The organism is Streptomyces massasporeus (assembly GCF_014648995.1).
GTDB lineage: Bacteria > Actinomycetota > Actinomycetes > Streptomycetales > Streptomycetaceae > Streptomyces > Streptomyces massasporeus.
This window is the reverse complement of record NZ_BMSE01000002.1, coordinates 402,349-416,713: the sequence shown is the minus strand read 5'-3', so window position 1 is coordinate 416,713 and position 14,365 is coordinate 402,349. Positions and strand designations below refer to the sequence as shown.

Annotated in this window: 12 protein-coding genes; 7 read left to right on the top strand and 5 right to left on the bottom strand. The window is 72.1% G+C overall.

Going from position 1 to position 14,365, the window contains the following annotated elements:
- Nucleotides 1–62 precede the first annotated feature (62 nt).
- From IE153_RS06715 to IE153_RS06695, 5 genes are all read left to right on the top strand, one after another.
- Complete coding sequence (locus tag IE153_RS06715) at nt 63–1,397, top strand: coiled-coil domain-containing protein (RefSeq protein ID WP_189588840.1); 1,335 nt, start codon at nt 63–65, stop codon at nt 1,395–1,397.
- Nucleotides 1,398–1,414: 17 nt separating this feature from the next.
- The gene (locus IE153_RS06710) at nt 1,415–3,958 is read left to right on the top strand and encodes a serine/threonine-protein kinase (RefSeq protein ID WP_189588839.1); all 2,544 of its coding nucleotides are present in this window, start codon (nt 1,415–1,417) and stop codon (nt 3,956–3,958) included.
- Nucleotides 3,959–3,961: 3 nt separating this feature from the next.
- Nucleotides 3,962–5,371 carry a PP2C family protein-serine/threonine phosphatase gene (locus IE153_RS06705; protein WP_189588838.1) on the top strand — a complete coding sequence of 470 codons (1,410 nt, stop codon included), beginning with the start codon at nt 3,962–3,964 and terminating at the stop codon, nt 5,369–5,371.
- Between the two features lie 99 nt (nt 5,372–5,470).
- Nucleotides 5,471–6,817 (top strand): vWA domain-containing protein, encoded by a 1,347-nt coding sequence (locus tag IE153_RS06700; protein ID WP_031111580.1) that lies wholly within the window; start codon nt 5,471–5,473, stop codon nt 6,815–6,817.
- Between the two features lie 32 nt (nt 6,818–6,849).
- Nucleotides 6,850–8,274, top strand: a complete 1,425-nt coding sequence (locus tag IE153_RS06695; RefSeq protein WP_189588837.1) for an FHA domain-containing protein — start codon at nt 6,850–6,852, stop codon at nt 8,272–8,274.
- Nucleotides 8,275–8,295: 21 nt separating this feature from the next.
- Here the strand turns inward: IE153_RS06695 and IE153_RS06690 are convergent, their stop codons facing one another.
- Nucleotides 8,296–9,279 carry a methyltransferase domain-containing protein gene (locus IE153_RS06690; protein WP_189588836.1) on the bottom strand — a complete coding sequence of 328 codons (984 nt, stop codon included), beginning with the start codon at nt 9,277–9,279 and terminating at the stop codon, nt 8,296–8,298.
- 79 nt (nt 9,280–9,358) lie between these two features.
- On the opposite strand from IE153_RS06690, the gene IE153_RS06685 reads away from it, so the two are divergent.
- Complete coding sequence (locus IE153_RS06685) at nt 9,359–9,772, top strand: globin (RefSeq protein ID WP_189588835.1); 414 nt, start codon at nt 9,359–9,361, stop codon at nt 9,770–9,772.
- Nucleotides 9,773–9,790: 18 nt separating this feature from the next.
- On the opposite strand, the gene IE153_RS06680 is transcribed toward IE153_RS06685, so the two are convergent.
- From IE153_RS06680 to ettA, 3 genes are read right to left on the bottom strand one after another with little or no spacing between them, the layout of a single operon-like run.
- The gene (locus tag IE153_RS06680) at nt 9,791–10,459 is read right to left on the bottom strand and encodes a DUF8010 domain-containing protein (RefSeq protein ID WP_189588834.1); all 669 of its coding nucleotides are present in this window, start codon (nt 10,457–10,459) and stop codon (nt 9,791–9,793) included.
- Nucleotides 10,456–10,869 carry an acyl-CoA thioesterase gene (locus IE153_RS06675; RefSeq protein WP_189588833.1) on the bottom strand — a complete coding sequence of 138 codons (414 nt, stop codon included), beginning with the start codon at nt 10,867–10,869 and terminating at the stop codon, nt 10,456–10,458. Before IE153_RS06675 ends, IE153_RS06680 begins: the two co-directional genes overlap by 4 nt.
- 6 nt (nt 10,870–10,875) lie before the next feature.
- Nucleotides 10,876–12,540, bottom strand: a complete 1,665-nt coding sequence (ettA, locus tag IE153_RS06670; protein WP_189588832.1) for an energy-dependent translational throttle protein EttA — start codon at nt 12,538–12,540, stop codon at nt 10,876–10,878.
- 241 nt (nt 12,541–12,781) lie between these two features.
- On the opposite strand from ettA, the gene IE153_RS06665 reads away from it, so the two are divergent.
- The gene (locus tag IE153_RS06665) at nt 12,782–13,297 is read left to right on the top strand and encodes an HAD domain-containing protein (protein ID WP_189588831.1); all 516 of its coding nucleotides are present in this window, start codon (nt 12,782–12,784) and stop codon (nt 13,295–13,297) included.
- A 271-nt stretch (nt 13,298–13,568) separates the two neighbouring features.
- On the opposite strand, the gene IE153_RS06660 is transcribed toward IE153_RS06665, so the two are convergent.
- Nucleotides 13,569–14,324, bottom strand: a complete 756-nt coding sequence (locus tag IE153_RS06660) for a GntR family transcriptional regulator (RefSeq protein WP_189588830.1) — start codon at nt 14,322–14,324, stop codon at nt 13,569–13,571.
- Nucleotides 14,325–14,365 lie beyond the last annotated feature (41 nt).

Here is a 14,365-nt window from a genome sequence, read left to right as displayed (position 1 = left end):
GAACACCCGCATCAGAAGACGACAGACGACACGCGACACACGACCGCAGCGAGAGGTGATCGATGGGCGTCACGGGATCCACCGGGCCGGTGATGGACCGGGACGAGGTGGACCGTGCGCTGGCGCGGCTCGGCGCGGAGCACGAGGCGATCGAGACCTCGCTCCTCGCCCTGCAGGACCACGCGGGCCGCAGACTCCTGGAGGGCGCCGAGCTCACCGGCGTCACCCGGGAGCGCTGGACGTCCACGGAGGCGTCCATCACGCTGCTGTGGACGTACTTCGACGCGTACACCGACGCGCTGCGCTCCGCCCGCAACATCCGCTCGCGCCGCCGCTGGTCCAGCCGCGAGGACCTGGTGGAGCTGACGGAGCTGCTGAACGGCGACTCGGTGACCGTCGCGGGCAGCGCCTCGGCGACGGCCAACGCCCCCACCCTGCACGGCAGTCCGACGAAGCTCAGCGAGCGCTACTCGCTCGATACGCTCGTCGACCGTATGAACGAGCTGTACGCGAAGAGCCTGGACATGGTGGTCGCCGCGGACGCGGTCTGGTCGGCCCTGCCGGCCCGGATCGACCTGCTCGCGGCGGAACTCCAGCGCACCCGGCGGCTCGCGCACTCGGTGGGCGTGCGCCCGGGCGAGCACCCGGCGGGCGACGACCTGGAGCGCATCACGCGGATACTGACGAAGCTGCGCGAGCAGGTGGTCTCGGACCCTCTGGCGTTCTGGCGGGCAGCGGAGGGCAGTTCGGCGCCGGGCGGCGGCCGGCCGGACACGACGGTGTACGACCGCGAGGCGCGCGCCCTGGAGGAGGTCCGCCGGGAGATCGACGCCGTCCTGACCGTGCGGCAGGACGCCGAGAAGCGGATCGTGAAGCTGCGGGACATCCTCAGCCGCGCGGACCGCACCCTCGCCGAGGCGCGCACGGCACGCGGCGAGGTCCTCGCGAAGATCGCGGCGACGGAGGTGCCGGTCGTCGGCGGGCCGCCGACCGTGCTCCAGGAGCAGCTGGCGGCGGCGGCCGAGTACCGCAGGCAGGCGCAGTGGCACCGGCTGTCCCCGCTGCTGGAGTCGCTGGAGCAGAAGGCCGAGGACGAACTGCTGCGCGCCCGTGAGTCGTTGACGGCGGTCACCGCCCCGCTGGCGGTCCGCGCCGAGCTGCGCGGCCGTCTCGACGCGTACAAGGCGAAGGTCGCCCGGCACGGCTTCGCCGAGGACGCGCTGCTGGTGGAGCGGTACGAGAAGGCGCGCCGCATGCTGTGGAGCGCGCCCTGCGACCTGCGCGCCGCGGAGCAGGCGGTGCTGCGCTACCAGCACGCGGCGGCGGAGCTGTTCGGCGGCCCCCGGGTGCCGGGGCAGGGTGTGCCCGAGGACGACCGGAGGGGGCCGGGCGCGTGAGCGACGAGGGGGAGTCCATGAGTCAGGCACCGCACGAGCCGGCGGGCGGGCCTGCGCGCAGCTGCCAGCGCCCGACGTGCGAGGGCACGTACGAGGACGTGGGCGGCGGCGAACTGTACTGCGACACCTGCGGTCTGGCCCCGGTCGTCGCCGCGGACGGCGAAGTCGGTTCGCCTCCCACCGGCATCACCGCCGGGGGCAGGGGCGGCTCCCGCGGGTCCGCCGGCAGCGGCAGTTCCCGCTCCAGCGGCCGCAGTTCACGGACGTCGTCCCAGTCGTCGAAGTCCCGGCGGTCGGTGTCGGGGCGCCTGTCGCGGTCGCTGTCGGGCAAGTCGACGGGCCGCTCGGTGTCGGTGCGCAGCTCCGGCTCGACCGCCGGTTCCGGGTCCCGGGGCCGGCTGGGCGCCGGTCTGGTGCAGGTGCCGCCGATCCCGCGGCCCGACCCGCGCGAGATGGTCCTGGACAACCCCGAGGTGCCCGAGCGGAAGCGGTTCTGCTCGCGCTCCGACTGCGGCGCCCAGGTGGGCCGGGCGCGCGGTGACCGGCCGGGCCGTACGGAGGGATTCTGCACCAAGTGCGGCCATCCGTACTCCTTCGTGCCGAAGCTGAAGGCCGGGGACGTGGTGCACGGCCAGTACGAGGTGGTCGGCTGTCTGGCGCACGGCGGGCTGGGCTGGATCTACCTCGCCGTCGACCGGGCGGTCTCGGACCGCTGGGTGGTCCTCAAGGGCCTGCTGGACACGGGCGACCAGGACGCGATGGCGGCGGCGATCTCCGAGCGGCGCTTCCTCGCGGAGATCGAGCACGCCAACATCGTGCGGATCTACAACTTCGTGGAGCACCTGGACCAGCGCACGGGTTCGCTCGACGGCTACATCGTCATGGAGTACGTCGGCGGCAAGTCCCTCAAGGAGATCGCCAACGCCCGCCGCACCGCCCAGGGCAGGCGCGACCCGCTGCCGGTGGAGCAGGCCTGCGCGTACGGCATCGAGGCGCTGGAGGCGCTCGGGCACCTGCACAGCCGGAACCTGCTGTACTGCGACTTCAAGGTCGACAACGCGATCCAGACCGAGGACCAGCTCAAGCTGATCGACATGGGCGCGGTGCGCAGGATGGACGACGAGGAGTCGGCCATCTACGGCACGGTCGGCTACCAGGCCCCCGAGGTGGCCGAGGTGGGCCCGTCGGTGGCGAGCGACCTCTACACCGTCGCCCGCACCCTCGCCGTCATGACCTTCGACTTCCAGGGCTACACGAACGTCTACGTGGACTCCCTGCCCGACCCGGACCACATCGAGGTGTTCCGGCAGTACGAGTCGTTCTACCGGCTCCTGGTCCGGGCCACGGATCCCGACCCGGCGCGCCGGTTCGCCTCCGCACAGGAGATGACGGAGCAGCTGACGGGCGTCCTGCGGGAGGTCGTCTCCCTCCAGACGGGCCGCGCCCGCCCCGCCCTGTCCACACTGTTCGGACCGGAACTGCGCGTCACGGACACCAAGTTGTTCCCCCGACTGGACGGCGAGGTGTCCCGCCTGGGAGCGCGGCCGGTGCGTGCCCGGGCCGGCGCGGGTGCTCCTGCCGCCCTGCCGCAGCAGCGGCCCGAGACCCCGCAGAGCCTCGTCAAGCCCGTCGACACCCTCGCCGCCGCCTTCGCCCTGCCCGTCCCGCGCGTCGACCCGACCGACCCCAACGCCGGTTTCCTGGCGGGCCTGATGACCTCCGCCCCCGCGGAACTGCTCGGGGCCCTGGCAGCCGCCCCCGCCCCGTCGATCGAGACGCGGCTGCGGCAGATCCGGGCCTGGCTGGAGACCGGTGAACCGGCCGCCGCGCTGCAGGCGCTGGTCGCGCTGGAGGGTGAGCGGCCCGACGACTGGCGGGTGGTCTGGTACCGGGGCGTGGCCGCGCTGGTGACCGGCGACGACGAGGGCGCCGCGCTCGCCTTCGACGCGATCTACGACGCCTTCCCGGGCGAGATCGCGCCCAAGCTGGCGCTCGGCCTGTGCGCGGAGGTGCTGGGGCAGCTGGACAACGCCGCCGAGTACTACCGGCTGGTGTGGTCGACCGACCCGAGCTATGTGAGCGCCGCGTTCGGCCTGGCCCGCGTCCAGCTGGCGACCGGGGACCGGCGCGGTGCCGTACGGACGCTGGAGTCGGTCCCGGAGTCCTCGATCCACTACACGGCCGCGCGGGTGGCGGCGGTCCGGGCGCGGCTGCGGCAGCGCACGGCGAGCGCCTCCGACGCGCCGTTCCTGGAGGATCTGACAGCCGCCGCGGCGCAGGTCGAGGCGCTGGAGGCGTACGGTCTGGATCCGGCGCGGCGGGAGCAGTTGTCGGCCGAAGTCCTCGGTTGCGCGCTCGACTGGGTACTCTCCGGGGGCCAGGGTTCCGCCCCTCCCGCCGCCGGGGGACGGACACTGCTCGGCAGTGGCCTGGACGAGCGGGGCCTGCGTTTCGGTCTGGAACGCTCGTACCGCATGCTGGCCCGGCTGGCGCGGGGCGGCGAGGAGAGGATCGACCTGGTGGAACGTGCCAATCGTTACCGCCCCCGGACGTGGGTGTAGTTGATGTCGCAGATGCCCCAGTTGTCCGCCTGTCCGAGCTGCGAGGAACCCCTCGAGTCGGGTGACCGTTTCTGCGGCGCGTGCGGATACGACCTGTCCGCCGTGCCGGCACGGCCGGAGGACAACCCGACCATCACCATGAACGGCTCGGTGCCCGCCCAGGGCGCTCCGGCCGGTGCGTACCCCGAGCCCCCGCCGGCGCCACCCGCCGGCGCGGCCTGGCCCGCCCCCGGGCCCGACGGCTCGGGCGCCCCGGAGGCGGCGCACCTGCCGACGGACCTGCCGGGCACCGACTCGGGCGGCTCAGCGCTGCCGCCGGAGACACCCCCGCCGCCGAGCGCCCCGCCGGCCGCGGGCGTGCGGTTCGACCGGCCACCGCAGCCCGACGGGCCCGCCGCGTCGCCGGAGATCTACCAGACACAGCCCGACGAGTACCTCCTCCAGGCGCCGGACCCACGGGTGTCCGCCGAGTCGGCGGCGCAGGCCGCGGGCGCCGGCGGCAAGGTCTGCGTCGCCTGCCGGGCCGGCCGCGTGGACGACGACGGCTACTGCGAGAACTGCGGCCACGCCCAGCCGCGCGAACGGGACCACATGGAGCAGGAGTCCGGCCCGGTGGCCGCGGTCAGCGACCGCGGCCTGCGCCACCACCGCAACGAGGACGCGTTCGCCATCGGCACCACCGCGCTGCCCGACGGCTCCCCCGCCTCCGTCGCGATCGTCTGCGACGGCGTCTCCTCCGCGACCCGCCCCGACGACGCCTCCGCCGCGGCGTCCAGGGCGGCCGGCGAGACGCTGCTGGCGGCCCTGCCGCGCGGCACGCACCCGCAGCAGGCGATGCACGACGCGATCCTCGCCGCCTCGCGCGCCGTCAACTCGCTCGCCGCGGAACCCGCCACGGCCCGCGAGCAGGCCCCCCACCAGAACGCCCCCGCGTGCACCATCGTCGGCGCCGTGGTGACGTCGGGCCTGCTGATCGTCGGCTGGGTCGGCGACAGCCGCGCCTACTGGGTCCCGGTCGACCGCAGCGCTCCCCCCGCCCGGCTCACCGAGGATGACTCGTGGGCCGCGCAGATGGTCGCCGCGGGCCTGATGAACGAGGCCGAGGCCTACGCCGACGAGCGCGCCCACGCGATCACCGGCTGGCTCGGCGCGGACGCCTACGAACTGGAACCGCACACCGCCGCGTTCAAGCCGGACCGGCCCGGCGTGGTGGTCGTCTGCACCGACGGCCTGTGGAACTACGCGGAGGCGGCCGAGGAAATGGCCCGGGTCGTCCCCCTCGACGCCGCCGTGCACCCCCTGCACAGCGCCCGGGTGCTCCTCGGCCACGCGCTGGACGGCGGGGGCCACGACAACGTAACAGTGGCGCTCGTGCCGTTCCCGGCCGTGCCCCAGGGGGCAGGATCGGCCTGAGGCCACGTACGGGGACGCCTCGGCGGACCGGAGGGGACCGGTCCGCCTACCGTCATCACCCCGCCGCGGCGGGGGCTTTGGAGGGGGATCGAAGCAGGCATGGCCAATTTCTCGAAGTCGAACGTGCCCCAGTTCTCGGTGGACGTCTACCAGAACGAGTACCTGCCGGAGGGCGCCGGCGAGGTCAACGCCATCGTCACGGTGACGGCGACCGGCGGCGGCACGGTCGGCAGCGCGGTCGCCGCGCCCCACCTCTACTCGCCCGGCCAGGGCCCGTCCGCGGCCGTGGCGATCATGGTCGACTGCTCGGGGTCGATGGACTACCCGCCGACCAAGATGCGCAACGCCCGCGACGCGACGGCCGCGGCGATCGACACCCTGCGCGACGGCGTGCACTTCGCGGTGATCGGCGGGACGCACGTAGCGAAGGAGGTCTACCCGGGCGGCGGGCGCGTCGCGGTCGCCGACGCCACCACCCGCGAGCAGGCCAAGCAGGCGCTGCGCTCCCTGAGCGCCGGCGGCGGCACGGCCATCGGCACCTGGCTGAAACTCGCCGACCGCCTGCTCTCCTCCGCGGATGTCGCGATCCGGCACGGCATCCTGCTCACCGACGGCCGCAACGAGCACGAGTCGCCCCAGGACCTGAAGGCCGCGCTCGACGCGTGCGCCGGGCGTTTCACGTGTGACGCACGCGGCGTGGGCACTGACTGGGAAGTGAAAGAAGTCACAGGGATCGCCTCGGCCCTGCTCGGCACCGCCGACATCGTCGCCGATCCGGCCGCGCTCGCCGCCGACTTCACGCAGATGATGGAGACGGCGATGGGCAAGGAGGTCGCGGACGTCTCCCTGCGCCTGTGGACCCCGGTGGACACGACCGTGAAGTTCGTCAAGCAGGTCGCGCCGACGGTCGAGGAGCTGACCGGCCGGCGCACCGAGGCGGGCCCGCGCGCCGGCGACTATCCCCTTGGTTCCTGGGGAGACGAGTCCCGTGACTACCACGTCTGCGTCGAGGTCCCGGTGGCGCACATCGGGCAGGAGATGCTGGCGGCCCGGATCTCCCTGGTCATTCCGCAGCCCGACGGCAGCGCCCAGAACCTCGGCGCACAGGGCCTGGTGCGGGCCGTGTGGACGGACGACATGGTCGCCTCGACGTCGATCAACCCACAGGTCGCCCACTACACCGGGCAGGCCGAACTGGCACAAGTCATCCAACAGGGGCTGGATCTTCGTAAGTCGGGCGATATGGATGGAGCAACGGCCAAACTGGGCCGGGCTGTTCAGCTCGCGAGTGCCTCCGGGAACGCCGATACTGCGAAACTGCTTGCGAAGGTGGTGGACGTGGTCGACGCCGCGACCGGTACTGTGCGACTGAAGGCGAAGGTCGCGGAGGCTGACGAGATGACGCTCGAAACCCGCTCCACCAAGACCGTTCGCGTCAAGAAGTGACCTGGAAGAGATCGAAGGAGGGACGCGCCGACATGCCGACCTGCCCGAACGGACACCAGTCGGGTTCCGACGACTGGTGCGAGGTCTGCGGTCACCGCATGGCGGGTGCCGTGCCTCCGCCTCCTCCCCCGCCGCCGCCCGGCGGCTACGGCTTCCCGCCCCCCGCCGGCCAAGGCGGCCCCCAGGGCCCCGGGGGCCAGCCCGGCGGACGCCCGCCGCACCTGTCCGCCGTGCCGAACGCCGAGCCGGAGCTCTGCCCGCAGTGCCGTACGCCGCGTGAGGGCGGCGCCCCGTTCTGCGAGGAGTGCCGGTGGAACTTCCTGACGAACACGGCGACGTCGTACACCCCCGCGGCCCCGCCGCCCGGCCCCGGCGTGCGTTTCCAGCCACCGGGCCAGCAGGGCGGTCCGCCCCCCGGCCCGTCGTACGGCGGCGGTGACTCCTACGAGTACCAGGGGTCCCGTCCGTCACAGATGAACCGCCCGGCCGAGCCGATCCCGCCGTTCGGCGGCGACCCGTCGGGCCGCCCCGGCCCGGGTGGTCCCGGTGGCCCCGGCCCCGGTGGCCCGCAGGGCGGCGGCTACGGCTACCCGCAGCCCGGCCCTGCCCCGACCTCGCCCGGCCCCGGCGGTCCTGGTGGCCCTGGTGGCTTCGGCGGCCCTCCCGGCCCCGGTGGTCCCGGCGGCCCTGGCAACTTCGGTGCCGACCCTTCCCGGCCGGTCCCGCCCCCGCCCGGACCCGGTGGTCCCGGCGGGCCCGGTGGTCCCGGTGCTCCGCAGGCCTTCCACCAGTCCGGCCCGCCGGCCCCGCCCGGGTTCCCGCAGGAGACCCAGCGGCCTCCGCAGCAGGGCGGTCCGTCCTTCGGCGGCGGTGACGACGACTGGGTGATCTCCCCGCCGACGTCGGGCCCGGGCGGCCACGGTGGCCCCGGCGGCCCCGGTCCCGGTCCCGGTCCCGGTCAGGGCGGCTACGGCTACCCGCAGCCCGGCGCGACCCAGGCCCCTCCCGGCCCCGGTGGCTTCCCCCAGCAGCCGCAGGCGCCGCAGGGACCCGCCACGTGGACCGCGACCATCGGCCCGGACCGCGACTACTTCATGGCGATGATGCACCGCTCCGGCCCCGAGGCCGCGGGTCTGAACCTGCCCGCGTACTCGCCCGAGCAGCAGCGCACGCTCACCGGCAACCAGCTCACCATCGGCCGCCGCCGGCACTCCACCGGCGACACCCCCGACATCGATCTGTCGACGCCGCCGGAGGACCCGGGCGTCTCGCACCAGCACGCGGTGCTGGTCCAGCAGCCGGACGGCAGCTGGGCGGTCGTCGACCAGAACTCGACCAACGGCACGACGGTCAACGGCTCGGAGGAACCGATCCAGCCATTCGTCCCCGTACCGCTGCAGGACGGCGACCGGGTGCACGTCGGCGCCTGGACGACGATCACGATCCGCCGCGGCTGAGCCGCCGCGACGGAAGGCCGTTCACGACGGGAGGGGCCAGGCGTACGGCCCCTCCGGGTCGTCCAGCCAGGCCCATTCCCTTTCCTCGCTGACGGTGATGCCGTAGCGCTCGCGCTGCGGCCTGCCCTCCTGCTCCCAGAGCGCGTGCGCCTCCTGCGGGTCGATGCTGCCGCGGGTCAGGGCCAGCAGGAACCGGAACAGGTCGTCCTCACGGGCCCGGTGCGGCACCCCGCCCAGCTGGACCGGCTCGCCGCCGGGCCGGCCCGCGCCGCGCAGCGGCACGAAGTAGGCGGGCGTGTGCAGGAACCGCCCCTCGGCCTGTCCGGCGCCGGTCACCGTGAGCACGATCAGGCCGGTGGCGAGCGGCATGAGGATCCGGCCGCCCGGGCGGGTCTGGGCGACCCAGGCGCGCGGGACGCCGCCCAGCGCGCAGGTGGCGATGATCCGGTCGAACGGCGCGCGCCCCGGCACGCCCCGGGCACCGTCGCCCGTCACGACCACCGGGTGGTACCCGGCCGCGGCCAGGTGCCGCCGGGCCGCCTCGGTGATCTCCGGGTCGAGATCGACGGTGGTGACCCTGTCGTCGCCCAGCCGGTGGGCCAGCAGCGCCGCGTTGTAGCCGGTGCCGGCGCCGATCTCCAGGACCGTGTGGCCGTCCGCGACGCCCAGCGCGGTCAGCATGTCCGCCATCAGGGACGGCTGGCTGCTGGAGGACAGCAGCTCGCCGTCGCGCAGCCGGGTGGCCAGCGGGGTGTCCTCGTAGGCGCCCCGCATCCACCGCTCCCGCGCCTCGGGGGCGGCGCTCTCGCCCCAGCGGCGTTCGTAGCCGCCGGCGACACCGACGTAGTAGTACGGAACGAAGAGGTGCCGCGGGACCGTAGCGAAGGCCTCCCGCCAGCCTGGATCGGCGTCCAGGGCTCCGCTCGCCTCGATCCGCCGCACCAGCGCCGCCCGCGCGGCGGCGGCGAGACCGTCGAGCTCCCTGCCGGGTGCGTAACCGCCCATGTCTCCACAGTAGGGGCAGGGTCCTCACAGGAGGGGCGGGGTCCTAGGCCTTGAGTCCTATGCCGGGGCGTCTGAGACCATGGATCGCGTGAATGAGATTCGGCGCGGCACGCTTCAGGAGCAGACCTTCTACGAGCAGGTCGGCGGGGAGGAGACCTTCCGTCGGCTCGTCCACCGTTTCTACGAGGGAGTCGCCGAGGACCCGCTGCTGCGGCCCATGTACCCCGAGGAGGACCTGGGCCCGGCCGAGGAGCGCCTCGTGCTGTTCCTCATCCAGTACTGGGGCGGCCCCACGACGTACAGCGACAACCGCGGCCACCCGCGGCTGCGGATGCGGCACGCGCCCTTCGCGGTCGACCGTGCGGCGCACGACGCGTGGCTGAAGCACATGCGGGTCGCCGTCGACGAACTCGGCCTGTCCGAGGAGCACGAGCACACGCTGTGGAAGTACCTGACGTACGCGGCGGCCTCGATGGTCAACACCGAGGGCTGACGGCCGTCGAGGGCCAGGTCAGCGGACGCTGACGTCCAGCGCCCCGAGCCCGGCACGTCGTACGGCGATGGACCCGTACGGCGTGCGCAGCCTCAGCCACGCGCCCGACGAGAGCAGCCCCAGCGGCACCCCGGGCCGCAGGAAACCCAGGGACTGCGCCGCGTGCACGGCCCGGACGGGCAGCCGGGTGTCCCCGACCGTGCGGGACCAGATGTCCGCGCCGATCCGGTCCAGCTCGGCGCGGGTCCGCAGCTCGGCGGGCAACTCCTGTGTACGGGACCGGAACTCGGCGACGACGGCCGCGACCAGGGACCGCAGGGCGTCCGGCGCGGGAAGCCCCGGCTCGGACCGCCAGTCCCCGCGGGGCGGCAGCACCCCCGCCCACGGCGGCCCGGTCACCGCGCTCGGCACGAGCGCCGTGCCGGCCTTCTCGTCCACCGCCTCCAGGAACTCACCGGCGGACACGGTCACGTCCAGCGTGACCTCCAGCCCCTTCTCGTACGGCTTCGCCAGCCGCACCGCCCGCACGGCGAGCACCTCGAAGGAGGGCGGCCGCCCGAAGACGGCGAGTGCGGTGCCGGCGGCCTGAAGACGCACGGCAGCCCCACGGTCGTAGTGGAGCAGCCGGGAGAGGAAGGCCGCGAGATCCGCCGCCTCCCCCTCGTCGGCGAGGTGCAGGCCCGTCATGCGGCGACGGCCCCCTCCTCGTCGTCATCCGTGTACTCCTGGAGGAACTCCCGTTCCTCCGAGGTGATCCGGCGCGGGCGCTGTGCCTCGAAGTCGAACGGCACGACCACCGTCGAGGCCCGTACATAGACCACGTCGTCGTCCTTCACCTCGTAGGTGATGGTGAAGGACGCGGCCCTGATCTCGGTGATCCACAGCTCGATGTCCACCGGGCGGTGCCGGTGGACGAGCTGCCGCTTGTAGTCGATCTCATGGCGTGCCACCACGGACCCCTGCTGGAAATCCTTCTCCGGCCGGAAGAGGAAGTCGATACGGGCTTCCTCCAGGTAGCGCACGAAGACCGCGTTGTTCACATGGCCGTACGCGTCCATGTCCGACCAACGCAGCGGGCAGCGGTAGATGTGCCGCAAGATCGATCAGCCCCGGGTCAGCTTCTTGTAGGTGGCGCGGTGCGGACGGGCGGCGTCCGGACCGAGCCGCTCGATCTTGTTCTTCTCGTACGACTCGAAGTTGCCCTCGAACCAGAACCACTTGGACTCGCCCTCGTAGGCGAGGATGTGCGTGGCCACTCGGTCCAGGAACCACCGGTCGTGGGAGACGACCACGGCCGCACCCGGGAACTCCAGCAGCGCGTTCTCCAGGCTGGAGAGGGTCTCGACGTCGAGGTCGTTGGTCGGCTCGTCGAGGAGCAGCAGGTTGCCGCCCTGCTTGAGGGTGAGCGCGAGGTTCAGGCGGTTGCGCTCACCACCGGAGAGCACGCCCGCCGGCTTCTGCTGGTCCGGACCCTTGAACCCGAAGGCCGACACGTAGGCCCGGGACGGCATCTCGACCTGTCCGACGTTGATGTAGTCGAGCTCATCGCTGACAACGGCCCACAGGGTCTTCTTGGGGTCGATGTTCTCGCGGCTCTGGTCGACGTAGGAGATCTTGACGGTGTCGCCGACCTTGATGGCGCCGGAGTCCGGCTCCTCGATGCCCTGGATCATCTTGAACAGGGTGGTCTTGCCGGCGCCGTTCGGGCCGATGATGCCGACGATGCCGTTGCGCGGCAGCGTGAAGCTGAGGTCGTCGATGAGCAGCTTGTCGCCGAAGCCCTTGCTGAGGTTGTTGACCTCGACGACGACGTTGCCCAGGCGCGGGCCCGGCGGGATCTGGATCTCCTCGAAGTCCAGCTTCCGCATCTTGTCGGCCTCGGCTGCCATCTCCTCGTAGCGGGCCAGACGCGCCTTGGACTTGGCCTGCCGCCCCTTGGCGTTGGACCGCACCCACTCCAGCTCTTCCTTGAGCCGCTTCTGCCGCTTGGCGTCCTTCTGGCCCTCGACCTTGAGGCGGGCGGCCTTGGTCTCCAGGTACTTGGAGTAGTTGCCCTCGTAGGGGTAGAGGCGACCGCGGTCGACCTCGCAGATCCACTGGGCGACGTTGTCGAGGAAGTACCGGTCGTGGGTGACCGCGACGACGGTGCCGGGGTACTTGGCGAGGTGCTGCTCCAGCCAGTTCACCGACTCGGCGTCGAGGTGGTTGGTGGGCTCGTCGAGCAGCAGCAGGTCGGGCTGCTCCAGCAGCAGCTTGCACAGCGCGACGCGGCGGCGCTCACCACCGGACAGGTTGGTGACGGGCCAGTCGCCGGGCGGGCAGCCCAGGGCGTCCATGGCCTGCTCCAGCTGGGCGTCCAGGTCCCATGCGTTGGCGTGGTCGAGGTCCTCCTGGAGCTTGCCCATCTCCTCCATGAGCTCGTCGGTGTAGTCGGTCGCCATCTGCTCGGCGATCTCGTTGAACCGGTCGAGCTTGCCCTTGATCCCGGAGACACCCTCCTGGACGTTCTCCAGGACGGTCTTGTCCTCGGTCAGCGGGGGCTCCTGCTGCAGGATGCCGACCGTGTAACCGGGCGTGAGGAAGGCGTCACCGTTGGACGGCTGCTCGATGCCGGCCATGATTTTCAGGATCGTCGACTTGCCGGCGCCGTTCGGGCCGACGACGCCGATCTTCGCCCCCGGCAGGAAGCTGGTCGTCACGTCGTCGAGGATCACCTTGTCGCCGTGCGCTTTGCGCGCCTTGCGCATGGTGTAAATGAACTCAGCCAAGAGAAACCGTCCGGCAGCTTGAAACTGGCAGTGGGCAGATACACCCCATCTTGCCGTACCGCTAGGCCTGGGTGGAAACGCGTTCCGGGCGGGGCTCCTGACCTGGCCTTTCCTGGAAGGCCCCCGAACCCCACCTGTCACTGTCGGTCGCCGTCGGTCGGCCTCGGACACCCTCGCACGGCCCAGGGACGGCCCAGCCCGAAGGTGCCGCTCCCCCGCTGCGCGGGGCTACGGTACTGCCGTGACCAGCTCATCGGAGCGCCCTCTCCTCTTCCTCGACGTGGACGGCCCACTGATCCCGTTCGGGTCGTCGGCCGGTCAGAAAGAGGTCGCTGCCACCTCCTCGACGACCGTCGATCAGGGGAACCCGTTGCTGGCCCGACTCGACCCCGGGATCGGGGAGCGCCTCATTGCTCTGGGCTGCCAGCTCGTCTGGGCGACGACCTGGATGGAAGAGGCGAACGAAGTAATCACCCCGCGCATCGGCCTGCCGAGGCTGGCGGTCCTGGAGTGGCCGGACGCCGACGCAGAAGGGGCCCCGCGGGGTCTCCACTGGAAGACTCGTCCCATGGTCGAGTGGGCTGCCGGCCGACCGTTCATCTGGGTCGATGACGAGATCAGCGCCACAGACCGCCTCTGGGTTGACGCCAGCCACCCTGGGCCTTCACTGCTGCACCAGGTCGAGCCAGCCAAGGGCCTCAGTGGCACCGACTTCTACGCGCTCGCCGGATGGCTCGATGCCGTCACGCCGAGTTGAGCACACCTCAGGGCTCCGAGGTCCGGCCCCGCTGACGCGAGGGCAGGATGTCAACGGAACACATGCGGAAGTGGGCAGGCTTCCAGTGGCCCCTCCGGCCGGTCCGCCCACCGCCACCAGGTGTGCCGATCAGCGCACCGCCATAGAGATCGGCAAGTCCTCCGGCCGTCGTCGTCTCTCTTGACCAGCACAAGACCGCCCGACTTCAGGGGCTGCCTGCACTCGGGACAGGACGGAGCATCGTCGGCCACATGGCGAACCCTAGGCACGGCTATCGGTTGATCGGGATCTCATAGACGATCTCGCAGTGAGCCGAAGGAACCACGATGTCCGCTGTCTCCACGGGCCTACCGTCGTCGCTGTAGTACGTCCGCCGAATATGCGTGACAAGGGCAGCTTTCTGGATGCCGAGTAGCGATGCCTCCTCGGCGGTCGCCTGCCTCGGCTCTGGCTGCTCCACGGCATGGCTGACCGTGATGCCGATCGCGGCCATACGGTTCACGACGCCCGCTCCAGCATGCGGCCCGCCCTCGGGGAGAACGACGAGAGTGCCGGCGGTGAGTTCGTACGGCTCCCAACTCGTCGACAGCTGGACCGGCCTGCCGTCCGCCAGGAACTCGTACGCGGTCCGCACGCACAGTTCCCCCTCGTCGATCCCGAGCCGCACCGCGATGTCTGCGGGGGCCGGCACCTTGGCATCCGTCCGACTCTCCCAGTCCCCTTGCCTGCCCACAGCCTTCATGTCGGCCCGGAAGGGTGACCCGCTCGGCTGCTCGCGCGCCGACGAACGCACCACCCGCACCCGCTGTCTGGGCTCGGCGACGTAGGTACCCGACCCAGCGCGGCCTTCCAGCACGCCTTGGGAAATCAGCAGCTCTTGCGCCCGACGGACCACGTTCTCGCCGACGCCGCACTCCTGGCCGATCTGCGCGCGAGAGGGCAGACGGTCTCCCGGCTCCCACAGGTGCTCCGCGATCCGCCGCCGGAGTTCCTCGGCGACGCGGAGATAGGGCGGCTGCTCAGGCATATGGAAAATCTAGTCCACTAGCTCTAACCTAGTTAACTAGC